The organism is Achromobacter sp. K91 (genome assembly GCF_003576205.1).
In the GTDB taxonomy this organism is placed as follows: Bacteria; Pseudomonadota; Gammaproteobacteria; order Burkholderiales; family Burkholderiaceae_B; genus Achromobacter; species Achromobacter aegrifaciens.
This window is the reverse complement of sequence record NZ_QWFB01000033.1, coordinates 101616-117064: the sequence shown is the minus strand read 5'-3', so window position 1 is coordinate 117064 and position 15449 is coordinate 101616. Positions and strand designations below refer to the sequence as shown.

At 64.6% G+C, this 15449-nt stretch carries 14 protein-coding genes and 1 tRNA gene; 8 read left to right on the top strand and 7 right to left on the bottom strand.

Annotated features, from left to right (window positions below):
- Positions 1–248: 248 nt before the first annotated feature.
- The 7 genes from DXK93_RS16605 to DXK93_RS16575 all read left to right on the top strand — a co-directional run bounded on the left by DXK93_RS16605 (position 249) and on the right by DXK93_RS16575 (position 6769).
- Positions 249–1025, top strand: a complete 777-nt coding sequence (locus tag DXK93_RS16605) for a 5-oxoprolinase subunit PxpA (protein WP_054457867.1) — start codon at positions 249–251, stop codon at positions 1023–1025.
- A gap of 37 nt (positions 1026–1062) precedes the next feature.
- Positions 1063–1305, top strand: coding sequence for an acetyl-CoA carboxylase (locus tag DXK93_RS16600; RefSeq protein WP_119450622.1), 243 nt, complete (start codon positions 1063–1065; stop codon positions 1303–1305).
- 8 nt (positions 1306–1313) lie between these two features.
- On the top strand, positions 1314–2714 hold the full coding sequence (locus DXK93_RS16595) for an acetyl-CoA carboxylase biotin carboxylase subunit (protein WP_119450621.1): 1401 nt from the start codon (positions 1314–1316) through the stop codon (positions 2712–2714).
- Positions 2711–3583, top strand: a complete 873-nt coding sequence (locus DXK93_RS16590; RefSeq protein WP_119450620.1) for an allophanate hydrolase subunit 1 — start codon at positions 2711–2713, stop codon at positions 3581–3583. Before DXK93_RS16595 ends, DXK93_RS16590 begins: the two co-directional genes overlap by 4 nt.
- Complete coding sequence (locus DXK93_RS16585) at positions 3576–4565, top strand: biotin-dependent carboxyltransferase family protein (RefSeq protein WP_119450619.1); 990 nt, start codon at positions 3576–3578, stop codon at positions 4563–4565. The genes DXK93_RS16590 and DXK93_RS16585 overlap by 8 nt, the downstream gene beginning before the upstream one ends.
- A gap of 137 nt (positions 4566–4702) precedes the next feature.
- A complete protein-coding gene (locus tag DXK93_RS16580; RefSeq protein ID WP_119450618.1) occupies positions 4703–6031 on the top strand; it encodes a cytosine permease in 1329 nt (442 codons plus the stop codon).
- A gap of 87 nt (positions 6032–6118) precedes the next feature.
- On the top strand, positions 6119–6769 hold the full coding sequence (locus DXK93_RS16575; RefSeq protein WP_119450617.1) for an HD domain-containing protein: 651 nt from the start codon (positions 6119–6121) through the stop codon (positions 6767–6769).
- A 66-nt stretch (positions 6770–6835) separates the two neighbouring features.
- On the opposite strand, the gene DXK93_RS16570 is transcribed toward DXK93_RS16575, so the two are convergent.
- Positions 6836–7672, bottom strand: a complete 837-nt coding sequence (locus DXK93_RS16570; RefSeq protein WP_119450670.1) for an SDR family oxidoreductase — start codon at positions 7670–7672, stop codon at positions 6836–6838.
- Between the two features lie 518 nt (positions 7673–8190).
- Here DXK93_RS16570 and DXK93_RS16565 point away from each other — a divergent pair.
- Complete coding sequence (locus DXK93_RS16565; RefSeq protein WP_233564556.1) at positions 8191–8760, top strand: TetR/AcrR family transcriptional regulator; 570 nt, start codon at positions 8191–8193, stop codon at positions 8758–8760.
- Positions 8761–8820: 60 nt separating this feature from the next.
- Here DXK93_RS16565 and DXK93_RS16560 read toward each other — a convergent pair.
- The 6 genes from DXK93_RS16560 to ppk1 all read right to left on the bottom strand — a co-directional run bounded on the left by DXK93_RS16560 (position 8821) and on the right by ppk1 (position 15409).
- Positions 8821–8897, bottom strand: a tRNA-Pro gene (locus DXK93_RS16560).
- A 227-nt stretch (positions 8898–9124) separates the two neighbouring features.
- Entirely contained in the window at positions 9125–9901 is a 777-nt protein-coding gene (gene pstB / locus DXK93_RS16555; protein ID WP_006221056.1) for a phosphate ABC transporter ATP-binding protein PstB, read from the bottom strand.
- 48 nt (positions 9902–9949) lie between these two features.
- Positions 9950–10804 (bottom strand): phosphate ABC transporter permease PstA, encoded by an 855-nt coding sequence (gene pstA / locus DXK93_RS16550; protein WP_082400756.1) that lies wholly within the window; start codon positions 10802–10804, stop codon positions 9950–9952.
- Between the two features lie 26 nt (positions 10805–10830).
- A complete protein-coding gene (gene pstC / locus DXK93_RS16545) occupies positions 10831–11847 on the bottom strand; it encodes a phosphate ABC transporter permease subunit PstC (RefSeq protein WP_054451356.1) in 1017 nt (338 codons plus the stop codon).
- Between the two features lie 155 nt (positions 11848–12002).
- Complete coding sequence (gene pstS, locus DXK93_RS16540) at positions 12003–13043, bottom strand: phosphate ABC transporter substrate-binding protein PstS (protein ID WP_054451357.1); 1041 nt, start codon at positions 13041–13043, stop codon at positions 12003–12005.
- 290 nt (positions 13044–13333) lie between these two features.
- Positions 13334–15409: a polyphosphate kinase 1 gene (gene ppk1 / locus DXK93_RS16535; RefSeq protein ID WP_054451358.1), complete on the bottom strand. Its 2076-nt coding sequence runs from the start codon at positions 15407–15409 to the stop codon at positions 13334–13336.
- Positions 15410–15449: the final 40 nt, after the last annotated feature.

Genomic DNA, 15449 nt, shown 5'->3' with positions numbered 1-15449 from the left:
TTTTAATCGATATCTTTACCCAAGAATATCTGAATATTCTCTCTGCAATCCGATGCGTCTTATCAGGGGTATCCCTTATTTTTCATAGGAAAAACGTCGGAACGATGCTGCCAATTCAACGGACAGTTATCTAAAAAACAGATATTGATCGATCAATAAAAAGATCTTTTTGTCCCCCTCGGCCTTGGCTAATGTTCACGTCACACGCCGCGTCGAATGCGGCGAGCAACGCCAAGGAGCCTTCGGCAATGAGCAAACGCAGCATCGACCTCAACTCGGACATGGGGGAAGGATTCGGCCCGTGGACCATCGGGGACGGCGTGGACGAAGCGATCATGCCCTTGATCAGTTCGGCCAACATCGCCACGGGATTCCATGCCGGCGACCCGCGGATCATGAACCGCACGGTGTTGCAGGCCCGCGAACACGGCGTCTGCATCGGCGCCCATCCCGGCTTTCGCGACCTGGTCGGCTTCGGCCGGCGGGACATGCGCGAAAGCGCCGAAGCGCTGGTGCACGACATCGTCTATCAACTGGGCGCGCTGCGCGAATTCGCCCGACTGCACGGACTGCGCCTGCAGCACGTGAAGCCGCATGGCGCGCTGTACATGCAGGCCGCCCGCGACGAAGCCTTGTCGCGCCGTTTGATCGAAACGCTGCAGGAGCTGGAGCCCACGCTGGCGCTGTACTGCATGGAAAGCTCGGTCACCTACCGTCTGGCGCGCGAACTGAACCAGCCCGTGGTGCGCGAGTTCTACGCCGACCGCGACTACGACGCCAGCGGCTCCATCGTCTTCACCCGCTACACCCAGCCGCTGGACCCCGCCCAGGTCGCCGAAAAAGTGCTGCGCGCCTGCACCGAGGGCCGCGTGCGCACGGTCGAAGGCAAGGACATCCCCATCGACTTCGATTCCGTCTGCATACACAGCGACACACCCGGCGCCCTGTCCCTGGTGCGCGCCACCCGCGAGAAGCTGGAAGCCCACGGTATCCGGATCGCGCCGCCCAGCGTGACCGGCCCCTGACCCCCTGCCGCCCGAACGACATTCCAAGGAGAAAACCATGCCGTTGCACGATATTCCCAGCCCCCTGCCCGGAACCTTCTACCGCCGCCCCAGCCCCGACGCTGCCCCCTTCGTGGAGCGGGGCGCCACGGTCGCCGCCGGCGCCGTGATCGGCATCGTCGAGGTCATGAAGCAGTTCAACCAGATCGAAACGCCCACCGGCGGCGTGGTGGCCGAGATCCTGGTGGAAGACGGCGAGCCGGTGGAAGCCGGACAGCCCCTGCTGCGCATCGAGGGATAGGCCGCGCCATGTCCGATACCCATCTTCCCTACCGGCCGCGCAACATCCACAAGGTGCTGGTGGCCAACCGCGGCGAAATCGCCTTGCGCATCATCCGCGCCGCCCGCGAACTGGGCATGCGCACCGTGGCCGTATACAGCGAAGCGGACCGAGACGCGCTGGCCACGCGCATGGCCGACGAAGCGGTGCTCATCGGCCCCTCGCACGCGACGCGCAGCTATCTGAACACCGAAGCGCTGCTGGAGGCCGCCCGCAGCACCGGCGCCCAGGCAGTACATCCCGGCTACGGCTTCCTGTCGGAAAACGCGGCATTCGCGCAGGCCGTGAGCGACGCCGGCCTGATCTTCGTCGGGCCCGATGCCGCCACCATCCGCACGATGGGCGACAAGGCGGCGGCGCGCGCCTGCGCCCAGGCGGCCGGCGTGCCGACGGTGCCTGGCAGCGAAGGCGTGCTGTCATCGCTGGACGAAGCCCTGACCCATGCCGCCATCATTGGCTACCCGCTCATGATCAAGGCAGCCGCGGGCGGCGGCGGGCGCGGCATACGCGTGGTGCGCGACGAAGCCGAACTGCGCGCGCAGATGCCGCAGGCCCAGGCCGAGGCGCAGGCGGCCTTCGGCGAAGCCGGCGTATACCTGGAGCGCTATCTGCCGCGCGCGCGGCACATCGAAGTGCAGGTTCTGGGCGACGGCAGCAACGCCGTCCACCTGTATGAACGCGAATGCTCCCTGCAACGGCGCCGGCAGAAGGTATTGGAAGAAGCGCCCTCTCCCGCCCTGAACCCCGCCACCCGGCAGAAGCTGTGCGAATCGGCGGCGCAACTGGCGCGCTCGGTCGGGTACCGGGGAGCGGGCACGCTGGAGTATCTGTACGACGACAGCCGCGGCGCCGGCGAGTTCTACTTCATCGAGATGAACACCCGCATCCAGGTCGAGCACCCCATCACCGAAGCCATCACGGGCGTGGACCTGGTGCGCGAAATGCTGCGCATCGCCGACGGCGAACCCCTGCGCTTACGCCAGCAGGACATCGCCATTCGCGGCGCAGCGATCGAATGCCGCATCAACGCCGAAGACCCCAAGCGCAACTTCGCGCCCAGCCCTGGCCGGGTGGAACACGTGCGCTGGCCCGGCGGGCCCGGCGTGCGCGTGGACTCGATGCTGTATCCGGGCTGCTCCGTGCCGCCCTACTATGACTCGCTGCTGGCCAAGCTGATCGTCTGGGACGAGAGCCGCGCGGCGGCGCTGGCGCGCATGGCGCGCGCGCTCGACGAAGTGGAACTGACGGGCGTGCATTCAACGCAGGCCCTGCACCGCGAACTGCTGGAGGATGCGGACGTGCTGGCGGGCCGCTACCACACCAATTATCTTGAAGCCTGGATGCAAAGGGACCGGGAGGAAAACCAATGAGCTTGCGCTACACCCATGGCGGCGACGAGTTCATCTTCGTCGAGATCAGCGAGGACATGTCGCTGGAATCCTTCTTCAAGGGCATGGCGATCACGCGGGCGCTGCGCGAACGCGCGGTCGACGGCGTGACCGAGATCTGCCCGGCCAACGCGTCCTATCAAGTACGGTACGACCCCGACCGCATCGCGCCGGACGCCCTGCTGGCCCTGCTGCGCGAACTGGAGGCGGGCATAGACCTGGCCAACCTGACGCTGGCCACCCGCATCATCGAAGTGCCGGTGTACTACAACGACCCCTGGACCCACGAGACCCTGATGCGGTTTCGCGAAAGGCACCAGGATCCGGAATCCACCGACCTGGAGTACGCGGCCCGCATCAACGGCCACGACTCGGTGCAGGGCTTCATCGACGCCCACTCCGGTTCGCCCTGGTTCGTGTCCATGGTGGGCTTCGTGGCCGGGTTGCCCTTCATGTACCAGATGGTGGAACGCGAGCGCCAGCTGCAGGTTCCCAAATACCTGCGCCCCCGCACCGATACTCCCAAACACACGGTGGGACACGGCGGCTGCTTCGGCTGCATCTATTCGGTACGCGGCGCGGGCGGCTACCAGATGTTCGGCGTCACGCCAGCACCCATCTTCGAACCTGCCCAGCGCCAGGCGCATCTGCGCGATTCGATGGTGTTCTTCCGCCCGGGCGACATCGTGAAGTTCAAGCCCATCACCCGCGACGAGTACGACCAGGCCACGGCGCAGGTCGAGGCCGGCAGCTTCGACCTGCGCATCCGGCCCGTGTCGTTCTCGCTGGCCGAGTTCCAGCGCGCGCCCGATGCCTGCAACGCCCAACTGCTGGAGACGCTCCATGCCTAACGATCCCATCATCGAAGTCATCAAGCCCGGCCTGGCCACTTCGGTGCAGGACACGGGCCGCCTAGGCCACTACCACCTGGGCATACCGCCGTCCGGCGCGCTCGATCAGTACGCGCTGGCCGCCGCCAACCTGCTGGTGGGCAATGCCGCCGGCGACGCGGTGCTGGAATGCACGCTGCTCGGCCCGGAGCTGTTGTTCCACCGCACCGCCGTGATTGCCGTGACGGGCGCCAGCATGATCCCCAAGATCGACGGCGTGGCGCAGGCCTGCAATTTGGCGCTGGCGGTGCAGGCCGGCAGCCGGCTGTCGTTCGACTTCGTGCAGGCCGGCGCCCGCGCTTGCCTGGCGGTCGCGGGCGGCATCGACGTCCCTGTGGTCCTGGGCAGCCGCTCGACCTACGCGCTGGGCGCTATCGGCGGGCACGAAGGCCGCAAGCTGCAGGCCGGCGACCGGCTGGCGGTGGGCCGGGCGTCCATCCGCACGCGCGTGGGCCGCGAACTGCCGGCCGCGTTGGCCGAGGCCCCGCCCAAGACGCAGACGCTGCGCGTGCTTCCGGGTCTATACGATCACCGCCTGGAGCCAGAATCCGCCGCCACTTTCTATGAAGACGCCTGGACCGTGACCTCCGAGGCCGATCGCATCGGCTACCGCTACAAGCAGGGCCGCCCGCTACGCTTTCGCGCCCGCGAGCAACCTTTCGGCGCGGGCGCCGATCCGTCGAACATCGTCGACGCCTGCTATCCCATCGGCTCCATCCAGGTGCCTGCGGGCGTGGAACCCATCATCCTGCATCGCGATGCGGTGTCCGGCGGCGGCTACGCCATGATAGGCACGGTCATCAGCGCCGACCTGGACAAGGTCGGTCAGATGCAGCCCAACCAGAGCGCCCATTTCGAGCGGGTGACGCTGGAGCAGGCGGTGGCCGCAAGGCGCGACTACCGCGCCCGCTTCGAGCGGCTGCATCAGGCGCTCAGCGGCTGATCCTCGGGGCGCGGCCGGTCCGCGCCCTTCTCCCGGTTTTTCTTATATCCCGGCCTTGCCCCCTGGCAAGGCCGGTGGGCGACCCGCGCCCGTTCCGCAGTCGAACCGCAGCATCCGATCCCGCCAGGAGATCCGACATGGCCAACATGACCCCACGCAAACCGTCCGATGAGACGGACAACTCGCTGCATGCCGTCGCCGACAGCGACCGCATGCCCCGCTACGCCCTCACCATGGCCTGGTGGGCCGTGTGCAGCGCCGTGTTCTACATCGTCGTCGGCGCCACGCTCGCGCTGAAATACGGCGCCCGCAACGCCATCATCGGCATGGTGCTGTCGGTGATCAGCTACGGGCTGATCAACGGCGTCATCAGCCGCTACGCCATCCGCAGCGGCCTGTCGGTGGCGCTGTTCTCGCGCCGGCTCTTTGGCACCTCGGGCGCGGCGCTGGCCACCCTGATCTTCTTCGCCACCGCCATCTACTACGCGGTGTTCGAAGGCGCGGTGATGTCGGTCGCCGCGCATCATCTTTATCCTGCCGTGCCGTACTGGCTGGTGGCGCTGGTGGTGGTCATCTACAGCGTGCTGTTGATCTTCGGCAGCGTGCAAACATGGCTCGACAAGTTCAACGGCGTGCTGCTGCCCTTCTATTTGCTGGGGTTGTTGCTGGCCGTGGTGATGGCGACGCAGGAATACGGCTACAGCGATGCCTGGCTGTCATTCGGTCCGCCCGAAGGCCCGGTCCCCGGCGGTTGGTGGGACGCCTTCGTGTACTACATGGGCGTATGGGTCCTGATGATGTTCACCTTCGACTATGCCCGCTTCGGCAAGCGCGAAGACCAGACCTACCATAGCCGCTACAACTTCGGCATGCCCTTCTATCTGGTGACCTTCCTGCTCAACGGCGTGGCCGGCATCTATCTGGTCAGCACCATCCCCAGCGACGCCGCGCTGTCGGAGGTGTCGGTGGTGCTGGCGCTGCTCAAGCTGATGGGCCTGGGCGGATTGCTGTTCGTGTGGATCACGCAGACCCGCATCAACACCGCCAACTACTACCTGGCGACCATCAACATGCAGGCATTCTTCGCGCGCTGGCCGGGCATGCGCTGGCCCAAGGCGATGTGGGCGGTCATCGTGGGCGCGGTGACGTATGCGCTGATGCTGCTGGACGTGTTCTCGTATCTGCTGCAGGCGCTCGCCTACCAGGGCATCTTCGTGGTGTCGTGGGTGGCGGTGGCCCTGGTGCACATTCTGGGCGACCAGGAGTCCGCGCCGCAACATGGCGGGGCCGCATTCAACCGCGCAGGCCTGGCCGGCTGGTTCGCAGGCGCGATTTGCGGCCTGGCGCTGATGCACACGGAGGGTTTCGCGGCGACGCTGGCCGCGCCGGCCAGCTTCGTGGTGTCGGCGCTGGTGTACCGGATCTGCTCCACGGCGGCGGCACGGATGCAGGCGCAGGGCGGCTAAGGCCGCCCTGCGGGCCGCGCGGCAAAACGCCCGGCCCGAGAACGTCCTGTGTACACTTTCCGCTGGTCCCGAAGCTGGCGGAAGAAAATGAAGATGCGCGAAGATTTGGCGGCATTGCGGCCGCAGCTCATACTGATCGCCCAGAGCGCGGATACCGGTGACGGCGCCCATGACCTGAGCCATCTGGAACGCGTATGGAAGGCCGCCAACAGCATGCTGGCGCACCACCCCGAAGCCGACGCCATGGTGGTCATGGCCGCCAGTTACCTGCATGACCTTGTCAACCTGCCCAAGAACCATCCCGACCGGGCGCGCGCATCGGCCATGGCGGCTGACGAGGCCGTGCGTGAGCTGCAGGCCGCCGGCTATCCCTCAACCAAGCTCGCAGCCGTCCATCATGCCATCGAGGCCCACAGCTACTCCGCCAACATCCCGCCCCGGACCATCGAGGCCCGCATCGTGCAGGATGCCGACCGCCTGGATGCGCTTGGACCGGTGGGACTGGCCCGCATGTTCCATGTCGGCGGGCAACTGGGGCGGGCGCTTGCGCACCCCACCGACCCCATGGGCATGCATCGGCAACTGGACGACGGCGCCTACGCGCTGGATCACATCGAATTGAAGCTCGCACGCATCGCGGGAACCATGCAGACGGATGGCGGCCGCGCGCTTGCTGCCACGCGGCTGGACTGGATACGGCGGTTTCGTGATGAGTTCGTGGCAGATTGGTCGGCCTGATTCAGGTTCCCGCCCACGCCATCAATTGGCAGGCTGGCGGCGCCTGGCCGACAAACCACGGATCCATCACAGCACGAAGCAATCCGCCGAAGCGCGCACCGTCATGTCGCTGACCGAAACGCCCCATGGTTGATCGATGGCAAGCAGGATCGCGTCGGCGATCGAGTCAGGCTCCACCGGCATATGCGACAGGCTCTCCGGATCGCGGAGATCAGGCGGCAGGGCCCCTTCCTGCAGGCCCTTTACCATTGCCATGAACTGCTCCATGTTGTTCCCGACTCTCCCGACGGCGGCAGCGTGGTTGGCTACGGACCCGCCAAGTCCGGTGTTGGGCACTCCGGTGGGGCTGATGGTCGTCACCTTGATCTTCCCGCGCGCCTCCGTCCTCACGGCTTCCGACATGAAATCGACTGCGGCTTTGGTGGCGCCGTAGATTGCCGCGCCCACTGCGGGGAAGTCCCCATAGATGGACGAGATGTTGATGAAGTGGCCCCGCCCCTGAAAGATCATCGCATCGTGGGCGGCAATCATGCCATTGAACACGCCCCTCATATTGATGTCGATACAACGCATCCAGGCATCGTAGGCACGCGAGTGATCCGCGACAAAAGCCAGCGGCATGATGCCTGCATTGTTGAGCATTACGTCGATCGAACCATAGCGCTGCACGCTGGCGCCGACGAGGCCTCTCAGGTCATCCAGAATGCGGACATCCGCGGCTAGGGCCTGCGCCCGGCCGCCCGCCGCGGTAATGCGTGCGACGGTTTCCGCCGCAGCGTCCGCGTCGATATCGCCGCACGTCACCAGCGCGCCACGGGCGGCGGCCTGCTGCGCGACTTGGCGTCCAAAGCCGCCGCCTGCCCCGGTAATGACGATGGTCTTGCCTGAGATGTAATCACTCATGATTCTCTTCTCCAATGCCGCTATGCGAGGAGCCGCGCCATGCCGCATCGCCGCCGTGCGCATGACCTGCCGTTGCATCCACGCAAGTCGCGGACTGATCCGTGGGATACGGCAGAGCTGGCAGGAGGACCAACCCACGACCATATTTCGTTGCCACACAATAATTAGAATTCTAATTCTATTATTGGAAGGTACTTGAGGCCCTTCAACGCGAGGTTTCCCTAGGCCGAGATCAGTGCTGGGCCAAGCACCTGTGACCGCCGTTCGTCCTGCAAACAACCTCCCCGTTATGACGTGGCAGCAACAGGCGCTTGATCGATAAGAGAGCGCATCTGCTACGGCATAATGTGGCACTTCAGGTTTGGATAGATGTTGTCATGGCAGCCCCTCCATCGCAGAAAACAACTACCAAGACAACGCGCGCTTCCAGGGAGCGGAAAGCCGCTCGCCCGGTCGCGCAATCACCGGGCGTTCCGCGCCCTCCCCGTCAGTTACGCAGCGAGGAGTCCCTGGCCAGGATGATCCGCGCCGGCCGCGAATTGCTAGAACGGCACGCCAACCTGGACCTGGTACTGATTGGTGACGTGATACGTCTCGCGGACACATCCATCGGCGCGTTCTATGGCCGTTTCCAGGACAAAGAGACCTTTCTTGCGGCAGTCCTGGACGCTGCCGTCACGGAAAGCAAAGCGCAAGCCGATAATCTTGTCCGCCAAGACGCCGTCTGGACCGAAGGCACCGCCTCGGATATCGTCGCAGCCATGGTGGATTTTTACGTCGATGGCTGCCGCGAAAGCCAGGGGACTTTCAAGGCCGTGCTACAGGATTTCTCGATGGCCGAACGAGAATCGAGTCCGTTGGTCATCTTGAATCGCCATATGCATGCCCTGTTCGTGCCGGCCTTGGCTCGAAAAATGCCGGTCCAGGCGGGCGTGGACACAGAATTGGAAATCCAGATCGCCATGCAGATGCTGCTGGGAACGCTCAGTGCCATGATGCTGACGGACCCGGGTCCAATGCGCCTCCCGGATGATGCAATCAAGCAGCTGCTGACGGACAGGATGCGGCGGATGCTGCGCTTGACCTGAGGGTCAGCCCGGAAATGGCAAAAGGCCGTCAGCGACATATCGCTGACGGCCTTTCTTCATTGGTCGGGGCGGTGGGATTCGAACTCACGACCCTCTGCTCCCAAAGCAGATGCGCTACCAGGCTGCGCTACGCCCCGAAGGGTGGCAACTATACCAGATCCCGGCCCGGTTGGCCTATGCGGCTGGGCCTGCGGGGCTGTTACGCGCTGGCGAGGATGTTCATGGTGCTGATTCCCGGCCGCCATGCGGGCAACGTCCAGGACCAGCCCCGGCGGGCTCCGAGCAGGTGCTGCTGTAACAGCAAATGAAAAACGGCGCGCTGTCCGAACAGCGCGCCGCCATTTGCAGAGCCGAAACGCAGCGGTCAGCCGAAGCGACCCGTGATGTAGTCTTCCGTTTCCTTGCGCGAAGGCTTCACGAAGATCTGGTCGGTCTGGCCGAATTCCATCAGCTCGCCCAGGTACATGTAGGCGGTGTAGTCCGAGCAGCGCGCGGCCTGCTGCATGTTGTGCGTCACGATGACGACGGTGTAGTCGTTCTTCAGTTCGGCGATCAGCTCTTCGATCTTGGCGGTCGAAATCGGGTCCAGCGCCGAGCACGGCTCGTCCAGCAGCAGCACTTCCGGCTTGATGGCCACGCCGCGCGCGATGCACAGGCGCTGTTGCTGGCCGCCCGACAGGCTGTTGCCGCTCTGGTGCAGCTTGTCCTTCACTTCGTTCCACAGCGCGGCCTTGCTCAGGGCCCATTCCACGCGCTCGTCCATTTCCCCCTTGGACAGGCGCTCGAACAGGCGCACGCCGAAGGCGATGTTGTCGTAGATGCTCATGGGGAACGGCGTGGGCTTCTGGAACACCATGCCGACCTTGGCGCGGATCAGCGAGATGTCGGTCTTGGCCGTCAGCAGGTTTTCGCCGTCCAGGATGATTTCGCCCTCGGCGCGCTGGCCGGGGTAGAGCTCGAACATGCGGTTGAAGGTGCGCAGCAGCGTGGACTTGCCGCAGCCGGACGGGCCGATGAAGGCCGTGACCTTCTTCTCCTGGATCGACATGTTCACATTGCGGATCGCATGGAACTTGCCGTAGTAGAAGTTCAGGTTCTTGACCTCGATCTTGTTCTTGACGGCGGTAGCGGTGTTTTCCATTTGGTTTCCCTTGGCTCCGGCGCGCCCGGCGCGCCGGCATAGCGATCTTTACTTGCGGAACATGTTGCGGGCGATGATGTTGATGCCCAGCACCAGCAGCGTAATCAGGGTGGCGCCGGCCCAGGCCAGGTTGTTCCAGTCCTTGAAGGGGCTGGCGGCGTACTGGTAGATCACGACCGGCAGGTTGGCCATCGGGCCGTTCATGTTCAGGGACATGAACTGGTTCGACAGCGCGGTGAACAGCAGCGGCGCGGTTTCACCCGAGATGCGGGCGATGGCCAGCAGCACGCCGGTGATGATGCCGGTCTTGGCGGCGCGATAGCACACCATGGTGATCATGCGCCACTTGGGGCAGCCCAGCGCGGCAGCGGCTTCGCGCAGGCTGTTGGGCACCAGCAGCAGCATGTTGTCGGTGGTGCGCACCACCACCGGAATCACCAGGATGGACAGCGCGATGGCGCCGGCCCAGCCCGAGTAGTGCCCCACCTGGGCCACGTACACGGCGTAGATGAACAGGCCGATGATGATGGACGGGGCCGACAGCAGCACGTCGTTCAGGAAGCGCGTGGCCGGCGCCAGCCAGCCGCGCTGGCCGTATTCGGCCAGGTAGGTGCCGGCCAGGATGCCGACGGGCGTGCCGATGAGCGTGCCCACGCCAGCCATCATCACGCTGCCGAAGATGGCGTTGATGAGACCGCCGGTCTGCCCGGGCGGCGGCGTGATCTCGGTGAAGAGCGTGTACGACAGCGCGGGCGCGCCCTTCATCAACAGCGTCAGAATGATCCAGAACAGCCAGAACAGCCCGAACACCAGGGTGCCCAGCGACACGGTCAGCATGATGCGGTTGACTACGCGGCGCCGGCGATAGGTGCCGTTCTGCATATTGAGTACGGATACAGCCATGATCTTTTCCTTGTGCTCGCGGCGCGTCAGGTTTTCTTGCCTTCACTGGCGGACAAGCGAACCAGCAGCATCTTGGCCAGCGCGAGCACGATGGTCGTGATCAGGAACAGGATCAGGCCCAGTTCCAGCAGCGCCGACTTCTGTATGCCGCCCGCTTCATTGAATTCGTTGGCCAGCGCCGAAGCGATCGAGTTGCCCGGCGAGAACAGCGAACCGGACCACTTGAAGGCGTTGCCGATGACGAAGGTCACCGCCATGGTTTCGCCAAGCGCGCGGCCCAGTCCCAGCATGATGCCGCCGATGACGCCCGACTTGGTGTAGGGCAGCACCACGCGCCACATCACTTCCCAGGTCGTGCTGCCCAGGCCGTAGGCGGATTCCTTGAGCATCGCCGGCACCAGTTCGAACACGTCGCGCATCACCGCGGCGATGAACGGGATGATCATGATCGAGAGGATCAGGCCGGCGGTGAAGATGCCGATGCCGAAGGGCGGCCCCGCGAAGATGCCGCCGATCACGGGCAGGCTGCCCAATGTGGCGATCATGAAGGGCTGCACATACTGCTGGAACACGGGGACGAAGACGAACAGGCCCCACATGCCGTAGATGATGGACGGAATCGCCGCCAGCATTTCGACCGCTGTGCCCAGGGGGCGGCGCAGCCAGGTGGGCGACAGTTCGGTCAGGAAGATGGCGATGCCGAAGGACACGGGCACGGCGATGATCAGGGCGATGGCCGAGGTCAGCAGCGTACCGATGATGGGCACCACGGCGCCGTAGTTCGAATTGACCGGATCCCAGTCGTTGAGCCAGAGGAACGACAGGCCGTACTTGGCCAGCGATTCGCGGCTGCCGTAGATCAGGGAAACAAGAATCGCCGCCAGCAGGATGAACACCAGGAAGGCGAACAGGCGGGTCAGGTTCTTGAATAGCGCATCCATCAGCGCGTTTTTGTTTTGCTTCATAGGCGAAGGCGTGCCGGTAGTCACGGAGTCCGCCACGCTGGGCGAAAGCGGCACACTATTATCCATTACCGCGCTCATGGATGGACTTTCCTTAGGAAACCAGGGGAGAAACTTCGAAGGTCTTGCGGCGGACCGCCGCCAGCATCCCGTATCCGGAACGCCAGCGGCGGCCGCTGGGGCTTGCGCGCGATGGAGATTGGCATTGTCAGCCGACCTCCCTCGCGCTCAAGCCTTTATTGCCAGACGGCCTTGCCGTCGGCGGCCTTGACTTCGCCCCAGGCGGCGCGGATTTCCTTGGTCACGGCTTCCGGCAGCGGCACGTAGTCCATGGCTTCAGCCGACTTGGCGCCGTTCTTGAAGGCCCAGTCGAAGAATTCCAGCACGGCCTTGCCCTGCGCCGGCTTGTCTTGCGACTTGTGGACCAGGATGAAGGTGGCGGCGGTGACGGGCCAGGAATCGGCGCCCGGCTCGTCGGTCAGGACCACGCCCATGCCCGGCGCGCTCTTCCAGTCGGCGTTGGCGGCCGCGGCTGCGAACGCCTTCTGTTCCGGCTGGACGAACTTGCCGTCCTTGTTCTGCAGTTGCGTCCAGGCCAGCTTGTTCTGCTTGGCGTAGGCGTATTCCACGTAGCCGATCGAGTTCTTCAGCTGGCCGACGTAGGCGGCGACGCCTTCGTTGCCCTTGCCGCCCTGACCCACGGGCCACTTGACGGCCTTGCCTTCGCCCACGGTCGACTTCCAGTCCGGCGACACCTTGGACAGGTAGTTGGTCCAGCCGAAGGTGGTGCCCGAGCCGTCCGAGCGGTGCACGACGATGATGTCGGCGGCCGGCAGCTTCAGGTCGGGGTTCAGCGCCTTGATGGCAGCGTCGTCCCACTTCTTGATCTTGCCCAGGAAGATATCGGCCAGGACCTTGCCCGACAGCTTCAGCTTGCCGGGTTCGACGCCGTCGATGTTCACCACGGCAACCGTGCCGCCGATGACGGCCGGGAATTGCAGCAGGCCGTTCTTTTCCAGATCGGCAGCCTTCATGGGATCGTCCGAAGCGCCGAAATCGACGGTCTTGGCGATGATTTGTTGCTGACCGCCGCCCGAACCGATGGACTGGTAGTTGACGGCGCTATTGGTGGCGGCCTTGTAGTCGGAGGCCCACTTGGCGTAGATCGGGTACGGGAACGAAGCGCCGGCGCCGGTCACGTCGGCGGCCTGGACGGCAAATACGGCGGCGCTCAGCGCGACGCCCAGGGAAACTTGTTTGAAGACACGTTTGAACATCAGGGTTCCTTCTGTGCTCGTTGGAGGAGTCTGGCAGGCTTGGAAAACTGCCTGTCTTTCAGCGACCCTCGAATAATAGAAGTCCCACATGACAGGATAGTGACAGTCATGATCCCCCCGAGGCGCTGCGCGCCTCCCTCCCAGGGGGCGCCGGTGGCGGACCGGCGCGGAGCCGGATCCGCGCGGCCTGGATCTGGGGAGGATTTGCCTCGAACACCGCCATCCCAAAAAGGGGACGTAACATATGGGAGGCCTTGCTTCGAAAACCGCCCCGGTCGGGGCGGCTGGCGTTACACGCCCAGCTTCTGCATCAGGTACTGGTGCACGTTGAAGGGCTCGCGACGGCTCTTGACGCGGGTGTAGTCGCCGTCGGGCAGTTGCTGCCAGGCCAGCTGGTTGTCGCGCAGGGCGTAGGTGAAGGCTTCGTCGATGACGCGCTTCTTCAGGGTCTTGTCGTAGATCGGGAAAGCGATCTCTACCCGGCGGAAGAAGTTGCGATCCATCCAGTCGGCCGACGACAGGTACACGGTTTCTTCGCCCTCGGCGTAGAAGTAGAAGACCCGCGAATGCTCCAGGAAGCGGCCGACGATGGAACGCACCCGGATGTTCTCCGACAGCCCCGGCACGCCGGCGCGCAATGCGCATACGCCGCGCACGATCAGGTCGATCTTCACGCCGGCCTGACCGGCCTTGTAAAGCTCTTCGATGATCTGTTCTTCCAAGAGCGAGTTCATCTTGGCCATGATGCGCGAACGCTTGCCGGCCTTGGCCGCGCGGGCCTCGGCGCGGATCAGCGCCACCATGCCGTCGTGCATGGTGAAGGGCGACTGCATCAGCGCCTTGAGCGAACGGCGCGCGCCCAGCCCGGTCAGCTGCGCGAACACCTTGTCCATGTCCTCGCACAGCTTCGGATCGGCGGTCAGCAAGCCGAAGTCGGTGTACAGGCGCGCCGTGCGCGGGTGGTAGTTGCCGGTGCCCAGGTGAGCATAGCGGCGCAGCCGCCCTTTTTCGCGGCGCAACACCACGGCCATCTTGGCGTGCGTCTTGTGCGCCACCACGCCGTACACGACGTGCGCCCCCACCTCTTCCAGCTTGGAAGCCCAGTTGATGTTGGTCTGCTCGTCGAAGCGGGCCATCAGCTCCACCACCACCGTCACTTCCTTGCCGGCGCGCGCGGCGGCCAGCAGGATCTTCATCAGCTCGGAGTCCTCGCCGGTGCGGTAGATGGTCTGCTTGATCGCCATGACGTCCGGATCCAGCGCGGCGGCGGTCAGGAAGTCGATGACGGGTTGGAACGACTGGTAGGGATGGTGCAGCAGGCGGTCCTGCTCGGCCACGGCCTCGAACAGTTCGGCCGGCTTGTCGCCCACGCGGTCGAACGGCGCCGGCACGGGCGCGCGGTAATCCGGGAACAACAGATCCGGGCGCGAATCCGAGTTGCACAGCTGCATCAGGCGCGACAGGTTCACCGGCCCCGGCACGCGGTACGTGTCCTCGGCCTTGAGCGAGAACTCGCGCTGCAGGAAGTGTTCCAGTTCGACCGGCGTCAGCTTGTCGATCTCCAGGCGCACGGCGGCGCCGAAGTTGCGCTGCGACAACTCGCCCTGCAAGGCGTGGCGCAGGTTGGTGACTTCTTCCTCGTCCACGAACAGGTCGCTGTTGCGCGTGACCCGCCACTGATAGCAGCCCAGCATTTCCAGGCCCGGGAAGAGCTCGCCGACAAAGGCGCGCAGCAGCGAGGTCAGCAGGATGTAGCCCTCGGGCTGGCCCGACAGCTCCTGCGGCATCTTGATCAGGCGCGGCAAGGCGCGCGGCGCCTGCACCACGGCGATCGAGGCCTGCCGGCCAAAGGCGTCGGCGCCCGACAGCGACACGATGAAGTTCAGGCTCTTGTTGTAGACCCGCGGAAACGGATGCGCCGGATCCAGTCCGATCGGGGTCAGCAGCGGCATCACGTCGCGATTGAAGACATCGCGCGCCCATTCCTGCTGTTGCGGATTCCATTCGGACGCGTGGTGCAACGAAATGCCCTCGGCGTGCATGGCCGGCAGGATCTCGTCGTTGAGCAGGTTGTACTGGCGGTTGACCAGTTCGTGCACCGCCTGCTGCACATTGTCGAACGCCTGGTCGGGCGTCATGCCGTCGGGCCCCACCAGATTCGGCGACTGGCGCTGCTGCTCCTTCAGGCTGGAAATCCGGATCTCGAAGAACTCATCCAGGTTGGAACTGACGATGCAGACGTAGCGCAGGCGTTCCAGCAAGGGAGTCTTGGGATTCTCCGCCATCGCCAGCACGCGTTCGTTGAATTTCAGCAGCGACAACTCGCGGTTCAGAAGCAAGGGCTCGGCAGGAGGGCGTGAGGGCATACCGGATTCCATACGTAGGGAGAGCGTGGAGTTTTACTGC